15 protein-coding genes are annotated in these 16,973 nt (G+C 39.0%); all 15 read right to left on the bottom strand.

Annotated features, from left to right (window positions below):
- Positions 1-550: 550 nt before the first annotated feature.
- The 15 genes from J2X75_RS01885 to J2X75_RS01815 all read right to left on the bottom strand — a co-directional run bounded on the left by J2X75_RS01885 (position 551) and on the right by J2X75_RS01815 (position 16,969).
- Positions 551-811: a hypothetical protein gene (locus tag J2X75_RS01885; RefSeq protein WP_310333992.1), complete on the bottom strand. Its 261-nt coding sequence runs from the start codon at positions 809-811 to the stop codon at positions 551-553.
- Between the two features lie 146 nt (positions 812-957).
- Positions 958-2,904, bottom strand: a complete 1,947-nt coding sequence (locus J2X75_RS01880; protein WP_310333990.1) for a DNRLRE domain-containing protein — start codon at positions 2,902-2,904, stop codon at positions 958-960.
- A gap of 23 nt (positions 2,905-2,927) precedes the next feature.
- Positions 2,928-4,514 (bottom strand): hypothetical protein, encoded by a 1,587-nt coding sequence (locus tag J2X75_RS01875; protein ID WP_310333988.1) that lies wholly within the window; start codon positions 4,512-4,514, stop codon positions 2,928-2,930.
- A gap of 636 nt (positions 4,515-5,150) precedes the next feature.
- Entirely contained in the window at positions 5,151-6,350 is a 1,200-nt protein-coding gene (locus J2X75_RS01870; RefSeq protein ID WP_310333986.1) for a hypothetical protein, read from the bottom strand.
- A gap of 57 nt (positions 6,351-6,407) precedes the next feature.
- Entirely contained in the window at positions 6,408-7,562 is a 1,155-nt protein-coding gene (locus J2X75_RS01865; protein ID WP_310333984.1) for a hypothetical protein, read from the bottom strand.
- A 59-nt stretch (positions 7,563-7,621) separates the two neighbouring features.
- Positions 7,622-8,833 (bottom strand): SPRY domain-containing protein, encoded by a 1,212-nt coding sequence (locus J2X75_RS01860; RefSeq protein ID WP_310333983.1) that lies wholly within the window; start codon positions 8,831-8,833, stop codon positions 7,622-7,624.
- Between the two features lie 70 nt (positions 8,834-8,903).
- Entirely contained in the window at positions 8,904-11,501 is a 2,598-nt protein-coding gene (locus tag J2X75_RS01855) for a hypothetical protein (protein ID WP_310333980.1), read from the bottom strand.
- Entirely contained in the window at positions 11,501-12,187 is a 687-nt protein-coding gene (locus tag J2X75_RS01850; RefSeq protein ID WP_310333978.1) for a hypothetical protein, read from the bottom strand. Before J2X75_RS01850 ends, J2X75_RS01855 begins: the two co-directional genes overlap by 1 nt.
- 11 nt (positions 12,188-12,198) lie before the next feature.
- Positions 12,199-12,765, bottom strand: a complete 567-nt coding sequence (locus tag J2X75_RS01845; RefSeq protein ID WP_310333976.1) for a hypothetical protein — start codon at positions 12,763-12,765, stop codon at positions 12,199-12,201.
- Between the two features lie 33 nt (positions 12,766-12,798).
- Positions 12,799-13,419: a hypothetical protein gene (locus tag J2X75_RS01840; RefSeq protein ID WP_310333975.1), complete on the bottom strand. Its 621-nt coding sequence runs from the start codon at positions 13,417-13,419 to the stop codon at positions 12,799-12,801.
- A 67-nt stretch (positions 13,420-13,486) separates the two neighbouring features.
- Positions 13,487-14,029 carry a hypothetical protein gene (locus J2X75_RS01835; protein WP_310333973.1) on the bottom strand — a complete coding sequence of 181 codons (543 nt, stop codon included), beginning with the start codon at positions 14,027-14,029 and terminating at the stop codon, positions 13,487-13,489.
- A 19-nt stretch (positions 14,030-14,048) separates the two neighbouring features.
- Complete coding sequence (locus J2X75_RS01830; RefSeq protein WP_310333971.1) at positions 14,049-15,203, bottom strand: hypothetical protein; 1,155 nt, start codon at positions 15,201-15,203, stop codon at positions 14,049-14,051.
- Positions 15,204-15,228: 25 nt separating this feature from the next.
- Positions 15,229-15,675, bottom strand: coding sequence for a hypothetical protein (locus J2X75_RS01825; protein ID WP_310333970.1), 447 nt, complete (start codon positions 15,673-15,675; stop codon positions 15,229-15,231).
- A gap of 8 nt (positions 15,676-15,683) precedes the next feature.
- Positions 15,684-16,325, bottom strand: a complete 642-nt coding sequence (locus J2X75_RS01820; RefSeq protein WP_310333969.1) for a phage tail domain-containing protein — start codon at positions 16,323-16,325, stop codon at positions 15,684-15,686.
- A gap of 8 nt (positions 16,326-16,333) precedes the next feature.
- Positions 16,334-16,969 carry a hypothetical protein gene (locus tag J2X75_RS01815; RefSeq protein WP_310333968.1) on the bottom strand — a complete coding sequence of 212 codons (636 nt, stop codon included), beginning with the start codon at positions 16,967-16,969 and terminating at the stop codon, positions 16,334-16,336.
- Positions 16,970-16,973 lie beyond the last annotated feature (4 nt).

Here is a 16,973-nt window from a genome sequence, read left to right as displayed (position 1 = left end):
TTTACATTGCTAATTATATAGTAAATAATGACTAATGTCTTTAAATAATTACCATTTCACCCTGCTTGAAATAGGACTTAAATATCAGCATAAAATTAATCTTTCATTTTACATTCTATTTTTTCTTTACGTCTATCTCTTTTGAACCATATAACTATTATTATAAGATTCAGGCAGACTCTCCTCTAACAACTTTAAGTACGAACACGAAGACCAATCCTAAACATGGTTGTGGATGTAGAAAACAACAAAAAGAAATCACCGAAAAGAGACTGTAGTAGTAATAGAGAAACTGTCGTTCGTTCTTCTCCACTTTCAGATAAAGCTATTAGAAATAATCAATAAATCGATATGTCGCAAGAAAATAAAATACAGAGGGCCCAAGTGTATAATCACCACTATGATCAATCAACTATCTCTGTTCAAGAGGTGGAAATGTTTATTTTTTGACCCTCATGCAATTAGATTCCAAAGCAACCGCACCTGCAAGTATATCTTTTTCTACGTCTTTGCTATCATAAATTTAAAGGTGAGTCAAATTGGGTATACCTTAAAACGTATGCTCATCATTCTTTAATCGCCTTATCTCCGTTAAATCTCTTCTAATTCCCAGTACACGTCTATGAAGTACACTTCGATCTATTGATTCAGCTACCGACTTTTTGAACTGGACATCCATTTCACTTAATTGCTCCTGAGCTAGTTTCTTTTTATGTATTGATTTGAATTGAAGTCTATTGGTTTCAGGATTGATCGGCTTCAACCTCTTCTGCTTCATAATCTGTTCAAATACGCTGTCCTCTTGACGCATGGTCTTCATTCCTTAATATGTGATGAACACATTGTATCATAACGAGAAGATGACTGTTACACAATAAAGTACAGATGCTTAGAGTTGGACGTGATCCTAAACGCAAAAAAAAGAGGGCCAATGCCCCCTTATATAATTAACTCATTTTATAAAATGTAAAAATACGCTTGATTCCCTGGACTCTTCACAATTACTGTGGTCACTAAGTCACTGGCATCCCGTTTACGGATACTTGTGATCGAATCTAACTCTTCATTCGCAATAACTCTCGGTTGGACATAAGCCGCCAGATCAGGCTTGGAAATTGTCATTTCAGTAGCCATATCCTCAATCTGTCTCACATCTACCGTAGACTGCATATCCTTCCACTCTCGCACCTGAAGATAGCCGTCCAAGTATTCTCTTTCTTTGATACTAATGTGGCCATCCAATACATCCATGTACTTGACCTCAATGCTGGAAAGCACATCAGGTCTGGAGATATATAATTGCCCAGGCTGTTCTTCCAAATAAGGAATCTCAAGACTGGCTGCCCTCTCATCATGATCTAATGCTCTGACTTGAAGAACACTATTCAGATCAGGCTTATTAACCGTAATCTCTGAAATCACAGTCGAATCATCGTCGTACATGACCGTAAGCAAAGACCCCAATGTTGAAGTTGCTTTTATATAATTGGAGACTTCCAATGAAACATGAAGATCAGGTACGGATACAATTAAACTCGTATCCCGTCCATCATCAAACAACTGTGATATCGTTAACGTACTGACCAGAGACATTTGTCTATCTACCGTAATAACTGAAGGTAAGTCAGGATGAGACACCGCGATTTCTACAGTTCTTTCGTCGTCCAGACTTGTTCTAACGGCAAGGTTACCGTCTGTATCTTTAGTTGTTCGTATAGCAGTAATGAACTGCGAATGAAGCTCGGGTTTAGAAACAGCAACCCATGTTTCCTTCTCTTCCGTCCTACTCTCAGCAATAGAAATGTTCGAATCCAGTTCTGCATCTATACGTTTAGCTATTGTCATATCTACATCCAGGTCCGGACGGCTGACTGCGATTACTTGAGTTTTATCATGATGCATGTGATCCTCATAGCGGTGGACGTACAACTGAGATTTGAGCCAATCTAGCCCGATATCACTGTGCACAACTAACGTTGAAGCTATATCCTTGCGACCTACACCATAAATAAAAACTTCACTTTCAATTTCGGTTCGACCGATGGAATAGATTTGAGAAGTGATATATCTAATCTGCAAAACAGGTGGTTTGGAAGACTCACGAGTGTTGAAATATATCGGCGTGTTACCACTAGACTGAATAATCATTCCAACATTTGAAAGAATACCTTCTCTCCACATTTGGAGTAATGCCATCATATCAAACTCAACATAACGTTCAGTCGTATCAATGACATAATTGGACGATAAGAGCTGAATGGACTGAGGTCTGTTCGCATACGTAATCCCGTACTCACGCCACAACGTATCCGGCTGATGCAGCTCAATGTGTGATCCTGGTGCCATGGTTCCTGTGTAATATAACCTCAATTTAGCGTCTTCCAAATATAACAGATCAGGTATTCTGGTATCCAAATCACCGAAATGTATAAATGATTCGAATTGCTCTATCTCGTCTCTACCGATCATCATACGCTGTGTATCACCAAAGTTGATCGTCTGCAAGTGAGTTTGACTTCGTGTGGTTGCATCACCAACAGGCTTCAAGTTAACAGTTACACGCGGTGCTTCCAGTAATTCATATTTGCCGTGTGCACGGTTATGTGGCCGAACGTACAACATGCCTTCGAGATCAACTTTGGATGCCGTTTGAATGGTTGCGTTCAGTTCTCCTTGCGACCTGTACATCACATATAGCGAATTGCTCAATTCCTGTGACCGTCTGACACGTACGGATACACTGGAGACGATCTCGGACACTTTTCTTGTAGCAGCGATTAGGGTCGAAGGCAGCTCTTCATCCACTTGATTGTACAGGATATACTTTCCTGCAAAACGATTTTCCGGACTTTTAATATGTATAACACTATCTAATGGAGTCTCCCCGTTATTAATTCCACTCACTTCCTGTCTCATTGTATTGAGAGCTACACCCGGTCTGCTGTGACCTTCATTTCAAAATTACCATTCGGGTTCGGCTTGGCATGAATATCCGTTGCGATGCGAATATAAAAATCGATGCTATCCTCCGGTTGGATCAGACCATAGGTCAGATAATCGATTGGAAGAAACGGATCGGCCTGTCTGGATAATTGGACTTCAACACCGTCCGTTTCGAATTTCTTATCCATCTCCAGGTATACATGATCCACAGCATATCCAAGCAAGTTTTTGATTCTGACTTTCTTCGTTAACGTCGTCTGTCCGGCAATGATCACCCCATAATCAAGTTGTTTCAGAATACCACCAAAAGTATCTGACAGAAAGTCTCCAGACTCATCCATAAACATTAATCCTGAATACGATCCGATAAATTTGGTTTCCCAGGAGTCTATGGCACCCCAATAGTCCTGAAATTCAACCTTCAGTGTATTCTCTACGCCAAAATTAACATTTCGCTCGTCGATATTGAGTTCAATATCGATTGGAGAAGCTGCTAGTCGCGTAAAATTGCCATCCGCCGGATAATACGTTTTACCGTTCAACAACACGCGGTACTTAACCTTGCCTTGATCTGCATCACCCAGCATACCTGTAAGCTTGTTACCAGAGAAGGTCAGATTGATTGTGGCCGTGGTGTTTAACAGTTGCAGTGACATATGTCTGAACTCTACTGCATGACGAGGCGCATCAACAACCATCTTCACTTCGTCTAGCGAATAGCTGTTTTCATAGTGTTTGCTGCTATCGAAGTAATAGGCGATTCGTGTTAAATCTATTAAATCCTTTTCAGGAATAGCGTTGAGTGTGTCCAGATTCATTCCTTTTCTTTTGAATAACGTTGTATTCTGGATATCCATATCGAACCACTTGTTGAAACGGTAAGTCTTCCATGTTAGCCCCGAGTCGAATGAAGCAGCCATTCTTAATATACCTTCCGGTCTGTTCTCCGTTACTTTCGTAGCAATAACCTTTTTCACGTCTCCATATAACGCTAGGTCTGTCGCTTGCACAATTAATTGTTCAAACGGTAGCGCGTCATACGTCAGCATCATGTCCCGATTACCTGCAATAACCTCTTCATCATTTGTCCACGTAACCACGTCAAAATCTCCCTCAAGTTCATCCAATGGGGAGTAGTTAGCTGTAATATTCAGTTCCGCTGATGTTTTGGATGGATCGTCCGTGTAGTATAGAACATCTACACTGTCACCTAATTCGTCATAGATGGTAAAAGGTTCAGTTTCAATTGTAATCGTTGATTCGGTTTGATTTGGGTCATCAGTGTATTCAATGATTTTTATCTCTTTGTCTTCCCATTCTTGGGCTAGGGTAAAGGGATCAGTTTCAATTGAAACTACCGATTCCGTTATTGTTGGATCATCAGTATAATAAAGCACTTCAATATCCTTGTCTGCCCATTCCTCTTCAAGAGTGAAGGGTTCGGTTTCGATGTTGAAGGATGCTTCTGTTTTGGTTGGGTTGTCTGTGTAGTAACATAGCTCCACTTCACCTTGAAGTTGCGCCCATGCTGATTCAGGCACGATGGATAAATCCACTATCCCATAGGACAAATAGTTTCCCTCATCAATTGGCTCCACTAGTACTAACTGATTAAATTGATTATTGACATAGTTTATATATTTCCCATCATGTTTAACCAAGATATGTTCGGATGCAATATACATATCTAATTCATTTATTTGGAAATAAGTTGCACCACTATATTGATATGAAACTAAATATAATCTATACATTAGATAAAAATTACCGTTAGCTATAGAAAATTCCTGATATCCTCCACTTGTTGTCCATAACTCTTTGCTAAAATTATTTTTTTCATCTAGCGTGATCCAATCTATTCCATTGTTCGATGCTTCAAATCTCCATGACTTAGGAGCTGTACCTACTTGCCATTGTTCGGTTGTTGTTCCACTTAATACACTTAGCGAGTATTTAAGAACTTTTTTAGGTGCATCAAAATTGTACCTAAGCCATTGATTTGTTTGCACTGTACCACTACTGTACTGACTAAGCCAAGCATCGCTTCTATTTTTATTAAATCCCTTCCATGCAGAGCGTGTTGAATCGTAGATGCTACTTGAGCTTGCACTACCACTAGGCTGGGTATTAGAGGTCATAGTTGGTATGATACTAATCAAGAAACCATCTCCTTTCTAAATTCTAAATTAAATATTCATTTCAATCCCCTACGTGATTGATGCTTTCTTAATTGGTGTTTTTGATGTATTGATTTTTTGTTTGAAGACTTTACCTGAACCCAGTGTTGATGATGATGTGTTAATGGTGTTGATTGAAGAAATATCAGAAGCCAAATCAATACTTTCTCCTTTGTTCATACCGTATTCAACAAAAGAACTTTCGGACGTTGCAGGAAGCTTTACAAGTTTAGGTGCAATTATTTCAAACATTTTCATTTCATTAACATCTGTGTAGCTTAAAAACCCATTATTCGCAGTCCAGTTTAAACGATACATTTTGAATTGCATATAATGGAATGGTTCATCTAATAGATAAATCTTGTCAGTATATTGAGTTGTCCAAGTCTGATTAGTCTGTGTATCCAGCACATTCCAATTCACTCCATCGTTTGAACCTTCAAACGTCCAATCTTTTGGCATTTTAGTTAGACTACTTGATCCAGTTGATCGGACAACATATTTGTATAGAGAGATAGCATTTGGAAATTCATATCCTAGATACCCTGTTCCACCACTGCCACTGAGCGAAGCATATCCTTCTGCATCATCAATTCCATTGAATGCTTTCCATGGTGCATAAGATGCGTTATAAACACTTTTAGCAAAAGCCTTGCCTGATGGTGCTGTATCCGAAGTCATTTTAGGTATAGTTGTGTCATTGCTTTTTCTTCCAACAACGATAGAAAGTGTTTCGGCACCAGATGAAATTAAGAATTTATGTTCTGGAAGCTTCTCCATCATCTTTATCTTACGCACTTGAAGATATGTGCCTGTAGCCGATTTAGTAATATCGAATTTATAGTATCTGTAACTTTTAGGATTTTCAATAATAAACGACTTGGTTACTACGCCGTCTGGTGCAGTTCCACTATCCAATACAGTTGCAAGTATTTCTTGTTCGCCAGAAAAAAGCCCTGTATCACTACCTTGCACTGTCCATGTTTTCGGAAAATAGCTCCCACTCTCAATTTCATATCTTCCGATCTTTCTTTGTTTTCCTAAATCAATAATAATAACACCATTATCTTTTCCCGATACAGTGTTGTTGGGATACCATCCATTTCCTGTCAACGCAAGTATTCTCCAACCTTCAAAGCCAGAAACGAATGGCGTTGCTGTTATTGATACACCGTCTACAGGACTTGCGGAAGTGAAAGCTGGAAGAATATTATCGCTGTAATTCGCCATTTAACCATCTCCTTTCAAAATAAAATAGAACACACCATGTAGATGTGTTCATAAAATCTAGCCTAATATAATCTTGTGTGCTTTATGCTTCGACCTATCGATTTGTTGCCTGAAAAGTTTGCCTGATCCTAGCGGAATTGAATCTTCTTTAATATGTTGTTTAACGTTCAATTCTTCAACTGTATCGATTTGAAATCCTTTATCTATACCATTTTGAATATAGCTGTCCTCGCTAGAAGGACATTCTAACAGAATAGAAGGCATCAATCCATAAAACTGAACAGAGAAAATGCTCACCCAAGCATTTCCACTAGTCGCTAATGTCGCTTCTAGTTTGTAATAGCTATAAAGCTTATCATTCTGTATATCAAACGTCTGTGTTGTTGAAGTATTCGATACTAGTGACGTTTTGGTGTCAAGGGTATCCCAAGTAGTACCATTATTAGATGCCATGAATTTAAATGTTCTTAGACCAGCTAAAAAAGAATATCTTTTTACACACACAGGATCATTGAATCTGAAACCTACATAAATTGGTTTTGACGAGTCTGGTGTGAAGTTAGTGCCATAAGCGGTAGTATCATCATTATCAAAAGCCTTCCAAGTGTAACCTGTTGAATAACTTGCTGATCCAATAACGCTACCAACCCCATTATCGTACGCATCCATCAATGGAACCAAGGGTTCACCAATCTTTTTGTACAATGAATATGTCGATTCTTCAGATGAAATCAAGAATTTACTGAAAGGATTTAAACCGAACATTTTCAATTCATTTATAACAGTTTGTGATCCACCATTGTTAGCAGTCCAATTTAACCTGTACATTTTGTAGAGTTTAGCTTTACTAACATCAATAATGTATTCTTTATTTGTATTAACAGTTGTCCATGTTTGATTAATTTGTGTGTCCAACACAGTCCAATTAATGTCATTATTAGATCCTTCAAATGTCCAATCTTTTGGCATATGAGGAAAGTAAGTTGCAGACAAACTTCGTACTATATACTTGCCAACTCTAACAGGATTAACGAACTCATATCCAATATGTCCTACACTACCATTTCCACTCACGTAGCCATAGACATCAGAGTTATCGAATGCTTTGTCAGCATTATTCCCCGAAGTAGCATAACTACTAGAAAAAGCCCTACCACTTGGAGCAGTCATTGATGTCATAATAGGAATCAAATTATCTGTATAGGTATACATTTATCCATCTCCTTTCAAAAATAAATAGAACACACCATATAGATGTGTTCCTCATAAATTTAGCCAATCGTAATTTTATCCACTCGGCGTTTTGACATATCAATTGTGTGTTCATATGTTTTGCCTGAACTTAATACATTATCTTTGGTTTCAACGGACTGGACTCCATTAAACATGTAAATACCAGTTGATAAGTCCATACCATATCTAATAAAAGTTTGTTCTGATTGATTAGAGATGGTAGCCAAGTTATCTGAATTAATTTCATAATTATACATTTCAAAACCTCTGATAGATAACAGAGTGCTTCCATTATTATCTATTACGTTTATCCTGTATTGAATGAAAGACTTTTTATTAATAATTGCAAATTCTCTTTTCAATCCCGATTGCCATCCAACCTGATTGTTTTGTGCGTCTAATACAGTCCAATTGACACCATCGCTAGAGCCTTCAAAAATCCAACTCTTTGGTGCTTGAGTTAGTTCTGCACTATTAGCCAATATAGCATATTTAGCTATGACTACAGGTTTAGAGAACTCATATGCCAGCCAGCCAGTTTTTGATGTTGATGCCCACGGATATTGGTCATCCAATCTGTCAAATGCCTTCCAAGCACTATAATTGACATGGTAGATACTACTTGTAGTTGCCTTACCAGACGGAGTAGTGTTGGATGTCATGACCGGAATCAAGTTATTTGAGAACCTTTTTATTAATGAGTATACTTTACTACCAGATGAAAGTAAGATTTTATGTTTAATGTCATAGTGTAGGTATCCTTGTGGTACTTGATAAGAGAATGCTTTCCTTTCAAATCTAGCAGTTGCAGTTGACGGTACACCAGTCCCTGTTGGGTTTCCATAAAAAGGATAAACAGTCCCAAGAGATTTGACGTTCGTGAATGCTACGCCTTGTGTAGCGCCGTTCTTCCAAAACTCGATTGTTCCAGTATCCATATCCAATAGTACGCTTATTATATCTCCTAAGCCAAAAGTGGCTCCATAAGAAGTACCCGAAGTTCCTCCCCATTTTGCCGCGCCACTAAAGTAACCTCTATGTTTCACAGTATTCCATATCTGTCCACCTGTGGTAGTGCTAGTTACACCTACTATTGCACCCGCACTTTGCACTAGCACTTCCCAGTACCATTTACCCGAAGATACTCCATTTCCAGTTGCTATGGTAGATTGTGTGTGAGTAGGCATTGTGGCAGTTAAATCGTTGTTGCTCAAGGTAACACCAGTAAACGATCTCCATGATATACTCATATCTCTATATTCATCTCCTTTCTAATTAAAATCATTTTTTTAAAACAAAAAGAAGTAGAGCATTCAAGCCCTACTTCACACTTACATTTGTTATTTCAAAGTACTTTTTCAAATCAATGCTTCCTTTGAACAACTTACCTGATCCTAGTGATCCATTGGCAGTCATGGTCTGAACAAAATGTTCGTTTTTTCTATCAAATACAGATAGATCATCCATTCCATCATTAATAAAAGTGTCTTCTGAAGGCAAAATTGCGGTTATTGTCTTCCATCCAAATGCTTCCCCTGAAGGAGTTTTCTCATTCGACTCTATAAAAACTTTTGGCTCATATTTTTTATATGCTCCATCATGTTTGACGAACGATTTAAACATTGGCAAAGTTTCAACTTCAAATAATGGTCTATATCCTATAGTGGAACTAGAAGCTATCGCGGTATGTGTTAAAGCTGTAAGAGAACCTCTTCGGACTCTGTTTACACTATTAAAATTTGTCGTGCTTGTAATACCGTATCCCCCGCTCCAATTCCATACCCTATCATCTCCAGCAATAATATTACCATTTAGTGTTGAATTAACAATGTACTGATCCCAATCATTGTCTTTGTCTGCCGCCGAATATCCACCAGATAGAAGTCTTGCAACGAATATATAGTTCTTCTCTCCCAAATCCTTTTGAACGCCAAATACAAGACCACTACTGTTCAATGCATCCCATGATACAGATGATTGAATGTTCCTGTCTGCAATTAAAATTTTCTTACCATTATATTCATCTACAACAATGAAATAGAAATCGCCATTAGGAGCACTCGGAATAGATGTTGTTGAGATCAAGTCAGATGTTTGCTTTCCTATATTTTTAAACTCTCCTGCCACACCAGCAGTATTCGAAACGTAATTACATCTAATACGCTTTCCAATCTCAAGTTCTCCAACACTTGTTACTTCATCTGGATGGAACAAACGACCATCAAGGTCAATGTCTACTGCATCAAGAGCCATAAAAGTAGTCGATGATCCACTGGACTTATTCACAATTTCTACTTGATGTCTTGCTTTCGGTAATCCCACAATTTCAACCTGAAGCACTTGTGCAAGTTCTGATCCTAGTTGCGAATGAGTCCCATGCAATTTCCCATCAACGTAAACTTCAATTAAGTCACTTCGATTGGTATATCGTGCTCCAATTAATCTTAGTTTAGTTCCTTCATAATCAAAAATAATTTTATCACCTATCGTTGAAGTGTAATTAGAGTATCCATTATATGCACCAGCACCAACACCGTTGGTGAAGTTTCCAACATATTTAATAGAAGATACACTATCATCATATCTCTTCCACCCCTCGTCTGGCGTGGTCAATTGAGATCCAATATATCTTATCATGCGTCCAGTTACATCAATATCAACAGCATCAATATGAAAATTACCTGTCCCACTAATCTTTTTAACTACAACCTCATGACTACCGTCAGATAAATTGATTTTATCGAGAACTAATCTTTGAGGCTGATATGAAGAGGAGGTAGTTGATAAATTAATATATTCAACAACTCCATCGATACTAACTTCAACATTTGGATCGTATAGGTTGTGATATTCTGCAATAAGACGAAGTTTCTTTCCTGTGAAAGAAAATTTTATATAATTCCCAATTACATTACTATACTTAACAGAACCTCCTTCAAATGCACGTCCTGTGGCATTAACTACTGTCTTCCAATCTGTACCCAAATACAGTGCGTTGTTGTCCGTGTCATACCTCTTCCACTCTGGTTCTGGTGTTGTCAGTTGTTGTCCAACCCGCGCTACCAAATAACCATTCTCATCAATGTCTACAGCATCAATATCCAACCTCCAATCTCCGTTCGTTCCGCTGATAAGATTAACTTCATGAACACCTAATGGTAGATTAGTTTTTTCATAGGTTACTTTCTGTCTTTCGTCCGCTGTTGTTGGCATTCTTGGATTAAACTTCTCAGTTACTCCATCAATGATCACTGAAATATCATTTGCAAAAGCCGGACCTATGCTTGATATTAGTCTAAGTTTGGTTCCGTAAAATTTAAACCTAATTTCAGTGTCACCTTTTCCTTGAGATGTATAGTGATGAGTATTGTTGTAAATACCTTGATTTGCCCCTGTATAAGCAATCCAATTCGCTCCAAGATAAGCAAAAGCATTGTGTGTATCGTCAAATCTTCTCCATCCTGCTTCTGGAGCTGTTAAAGTATATCCATACAGATATCCTGACTCATCAATATCTATAGCGTCCATGATGAAGTTAGTGCGATTATGCCCTACCATAATTGTAACTGTGTGAAATCCAAGAGGTAAGTTCATTTTTTCATAAACGATTGCATATAATACAGCAGTGCCCGATTTGTTGGTATTAAAGGATTCAGTTACACCATCTACAGTAATCGTATTATCAGAATGTCTATCTTGTGCAATGTCAGATATGATCCTAACTTTCGTTCCATAAAAAGAAAATGCAACATAATTGTTGTCTGCAGCTCTGGTTGTTACGTTCACACTGCCATTATAGTAATTTGTGCTGGTTACCTTGTACCAACTTCCTGTATACTTTAAACCAACATGTGTGTCATCGTAACGTCTCCATCCTACTTCTGGTTGTTTTAATTGATCTCCTACTGTAGCCATCATTACACCTCCTTATATTCAAATACTGGACGAAACCCAATATAATTCTGAGATGCTGCGGTTCCTGTAAAAGCAACACCTCTATTGTCATCTCGTTTCTCAAAACCTCGCACTATTCTGCTTGTTGAATTCGCTGTTAAGGCTGTCCCTTTGTTCGTAGTCCATGAACCAAGAACAGGTGTCTCCTTTGCCCAACAAAACACGTTATGGTGATGCCAAACATTATCATCATTAGGTGTAGCCTTGCCACCCAAATTGGACTTCATAATATATTTGTCATATTCATTATTATTGGGGAATGCTCCCAATCCTCGATCCGTCATCACTAAATTTCCATTTGCGTCTGCATATCCTACCCCACCACTTATACTGCGTACAACACCTGATACGCCACCAAAGGTTTTAGGCAATCCTTCAATAATCTTATTTGCATTCATTGAATCCCAAGTGACAGTATGATGTCTAATGCGATCAGAGATTAAAAGACCTTTGTCTACTTTAATAGCGTACCAGTAATAGTTGTTTAAATTTGTAGTACCAACCAACCCATTTACAGGTATTTCGTTTGTACCTAAAGTCCCATCTATATACTGCTCTCCAGCAGAGTCATATCTCCAAACAATATAGTCTCCAATCTCCATGTCTTTAATATTCGCTCTCAATTGTCCTGTAGTCGCTGGAACTGGCATAAAATCCCCCCTTATCTTAGTCTAATTCTATCCACTTTCTTAAATTTCACTTTTTCAACCTTCTGATTTAGCACCATCCCTGTTGGAGTATCCAAGGCTCGTTCCATGTTCAATTGATATAGTTTCTTTAAGCCTAGTGAACCCGAATCACTTTCAATAAAAGGATTACTGTATTTATCCTTCTGATTAAAATCGTCTATGTAAAAGTTCGAATATTTCTTTTCAGCAAAAATCTCAATTTTCACCTTCACGTACTTTGCTGGAGATTTAGGAGCAGTTACATCTGCTACGATTTCCTCATACGCCCCCCACTCAAAGCCATCCTCAGATGTACTCCAGTAGATTTTGTATGATGCTCCCCCTACTACGTCTACACTTGAAGCCACACCTTTAAATGATGTGATCTTATCCTGAATTCGAATCGCGGTGGACTCCCAAGATCCAGTAGCTGGATAGATTGAATTCCCGTCCGCATCCTGACCCAACTCTCTTAATTTCAATTTCTGATCCTCGAATATCGTATCTTGAAAAATACCTACAGATAGATCTATATCCAGTGCAATTTCTTGAATTGCCATACTCTCACCACCTATCTCATCTCAAAATCCAACTCAACGAATGTCCCAGTTAATGATCCCTGCATGATTTGCCTTCAGAGGGGCTATGATTCGGTCTACGACAAACCCGTTTTTACGAATAACGAGTTGCCCAGGCAAGTCCAAGTTAGATGAAATTTTTATTTGAAAGAATACGGATTCCTTTAGAGGCAGGGAGCACACGCATTGAAAATTAATTTGTGCATCATTCAGATTCATTGTTTTTTTGTAACCAAAGTTAAAACATTCAATCGTATTTCTGAAAGCCCCTGAATTGCCTTGCCCTGAAAATCCAGCCATATTCGCTTCTGAGGATCCATTTTTAAATTGAATAATGTCATTGTATACAAACGTTCTCCCGGTTAAAGGGTACTCCTGCCCCTCACATTCATAAGATATGGAGTAACGATCAGCATTAATGTGAAAAACTCCATTGGCAACATTGTAATAAACTTGGGATCCTTGGCCCATCAATCCGAATAACACCAACTTCTCTTTGTTGATGTCATAAAAGCAGTATGGATGTTGTGTCTGAAGATCGTACTCACTCAGATACGTTCCATCATAATAATCGGCAATCCATATATAAGCTTGAGATACAGGTGAACGAGAGTACTGTTTCTGACCTAAAATCACAGTTTTTCCTCCTCATAGATAAATAATAAGACAGGCTATAATAGCCTGTCTGCATCATTAACTTTTCTTACACGTAACGATAGGAGATACGTTTCTTGAACTCTTGTTTACCACTACGAGCATTCAAGGGTACTTCACATTGAATGGACAGCGTTACATAGTTACCTGCGGCGTCTTCTTGATCTCCATTATTATTGACTCCCAAAATCTCTTTTGCACCCGGTACTAGTGGTGTTGCATAAGGTGTTCCCGAATAATCCACCGTAGTTTTGCCCGTAGTTCCAATAGGTTTCGAAAAGTCCTTGCCTACACGAGAGCTCTCTTCATCCAAATCGTTCTCCCCAAGTGAGTCCACTTGCACATGAAACCAGTTGTTTTTAACAGCTTCAATATCGTGTTTAACCGTATCACCAGTGCCCCCATCCATATCCCGCGTTGTAAAGGTGCAATCCTCCATTTTGGACACATCCGTCGCACCACCTTTGTTGTTCCACACATTAAAAATACGAATTTCACTTTTGGTATCTGCATCAATAACACCATAATCAAACGGTCCTACAATCTCCTTGCTGTGCGTTGCGTCCATCCATGTAATAATTGGTTGTGTCATTATAATCATTCTCCTTTTTTTATGTTCTTATGGTTAATTGAATTGTAAGATGTTGAATATCAAGTCCTGCTTTGATAATTTGAATCCGAAATAAATCCCCTGCCGAAACTTGTTTGCTACTAAACTTCGCCTTCTTGTTGTCAACATGAGCTAGTGCATTAAACTCCAATGGAGAGTCCATAATATCCACCCAGTGGATTAGATCTCTGGATTTCTCAATTCTGATCTCTGTCTCTGTTTCTCCATAGACACCACAAAAACCCTTCACATCCAGGATCTCACCATGGAATGGGAAAGGAGCTACTACCCCTATGACTTCCTGAAAGACATAAGACTCTTTGCAGAATACAATTACACGGTCTTGGACTTCCAATGGAATTTCGTTTAACTTCAAATGCTCCGCTACACTCATTAAGCCATCCCTATATGGATTAACCACCTGCAAATTCTGGCCAAATACATCAATCTCAATCCAGTTGTTTCCATCATAACGATATCTTTTGCCATCCTTGTAAGTTTGAACCGTCCAGCCTGTCTCAGGAAAAGGGTAAGTGTCCCGCAGTTCACGAAGATCCGATACCGGACTTTTATATACGAGTCGAGTCGTTTGATAGGCATCTTTGGCTCGATCAGCAGCTTCTAACGCTTCATCTGCTGCCTGGTTGGCATGATCCGTAGCACGCCGCGCTTGCCCTGTCTGGTCTATGGACTGCTGAATGACTTCTTCTACTCGTTCCATCGCCAGTTGCGTCTCATCCAGCTTACGCTGTGATTCTTCTATAAAATCTTGCAATGTTTTGATAACATCCGGATTACGCGTAATCATTGCATAGATTCGTGAGGCAGGATACATAATGAGTCCTCTACCTTTATAGCGACATATATGAACCCTCCCTTCTTGAGAAGGGTGAAATTGAATGGTACCCATACCATAATGAACGAGAAACTCATTCTCTGCCAACTTCTGTTTTTTTTCGTATACATGTTGGTCAATCTCAACAAAACCACTAATAACAACCTTATTGGTAGATGAAGGGATTTCAAGTAAAGTGATCATGCTATTAATGACAGGTAACGAATCTGTCCGATCCACAAATGGATCTACTGCATCCCCCTTGCGGGCAATAATTGTGAGGGGATCATTATACTGCATATGTGTATGTAAATTTGACAATAGTTCACCTCCTTTCGTTCAATATTTAGTTTGTATGTACATTGCTGCTTCCAGTCGTGATTCGGGCCGAAGTCCCCAATGATGTGGTAACCGTTGAATTGACACTGCCAATGGCTTTAGCTCCTGCAAATACGGTCGTACTCCCTGATGCAACTCTTCCCTGTCCACTGCCCGATGTCGAGGGTCGTATGTTAATATATCTTGTTGAGCCATTACTCGTTGGTACAGCAGGACTTGCGGTCCATGTATCTGGAGAAGGGTCGTTCACACAGGTAACTGCCCGTCCGTTCACATACACCGTGGAGTTGGATGCTATCCCCGATGAGGTTATGACTGCATTGGTGCTTCCACTACCAGCTGATGTCCAGTAGCCTCCCCATTCTGTAGGAACCCAATTTTCAATGTCGTATGTAACATGCCCACTTTTACTTGTCTGACTTACACTTGAACCGTTATAAGCTACTCCAGTCATATAACCTCCTACTGTAACAACTTGAATTGATATCTGAACTGGATTCGTGCATCTCCACGAACACGCAAAATATTTTTCCCTACAGACAAACTTAGAAATTGATCGTTGAAATCCTTATATCTATACGTTACAGGAAGAGAGGATTCTATATGTTGTCTCTCGTTATCCACATACACTTCCTCATCATGTAACAGATTCTTGAAATGAAACTCTTCAGCATGCCGGGATTGATTGTCAATCTGAAAGTCACCGTTCCCTTGCTTGTGAATCCAAATTTCAGGCTTACAGACCTGATCTCCTTTATTGAACAGCACAAGAACCGGCTCAAACGAAAAAGTGATTTCTTTCAATTTCGGTGATTTACTCAAGTCATTTGTATCAAACAAGACACGATACATAAAATGATGCTGATCGACCGCTGTGTCTTCATTCAGTCCAGGTACAATTCCATCATTGATGCACGTTTCCCAAGAACTCCATTCCATTCCATCCATTGAATGTCTCGTCTGTACGGTAATTCTGGAACTCTCCGTACTAACTTCACTAACCCAATTTACCCGACTTAACACGCCTCCCGATTCAATAGGAATCTGAATTGGACGAGATACATAATGACCTTTTTGATGTGTTACTGACAGCCAATTAGCCATATAAACACCTACTCAATCTTCCCAAAAGGTCGAAACCAGGCAGCTGAACCGATTTCTTTCCATTTTGCGATTCGATGGGTGGACCAGACTGCATTCTTGTCATACATTGTTGTTCCATCAATCGTAGTCCATATTGGCTCTTGATCACCGGACTCTCCTGCCTGGATACATATGTAGTATCTGCCGTTATCTATTGAAGGCAGCACCATATCATTTTTCTGATACAGAGTGGTTGAAGCCCATTGACTCGTTGCCCGAATATCCTGAAATTCAGACCCTTCTGATATCGGAAAAACAGGTTCCCGATAACCCGAGTAACCGGACTGGATGCATTGATACACATGACCATTATCCACCGTTGGCACGATGTAATCTCCATTTTTGTATGAATGTACACTCTCCCACTTGGGAGCAGCTTTACCAGTACGTGTGTTTACCCAGCCATAATAACTGCCATATACGCAGTTGGCATTACGTAGTGTCGCATTTTGCAGATAGTCCCCACGAATAGGGATGTCTGTTACAAAGTCATCGGATATCTGGTCCAACTTTTGAAAGTTTTCACCCAAATCTCGAATGGTGTTCTCAATCTCATCTGTAAATGCTGGTATTTTTAATTGAAGCTTGGATGTATTTGTTGACATAATT

It is taken from the genome of Paenibacillus sp. 2003, assembly GCF_031455635.1.
Classification (GTDB): Bacteria; Bacillota; Bacilli; order Paenibacillales; family Paenibacillaceae; genus Paenibacillus; species Paenibacillus amylolyticus_B.
This window is presented reverse-complemented; position numbering and strand designations above follow the sequence as displayed.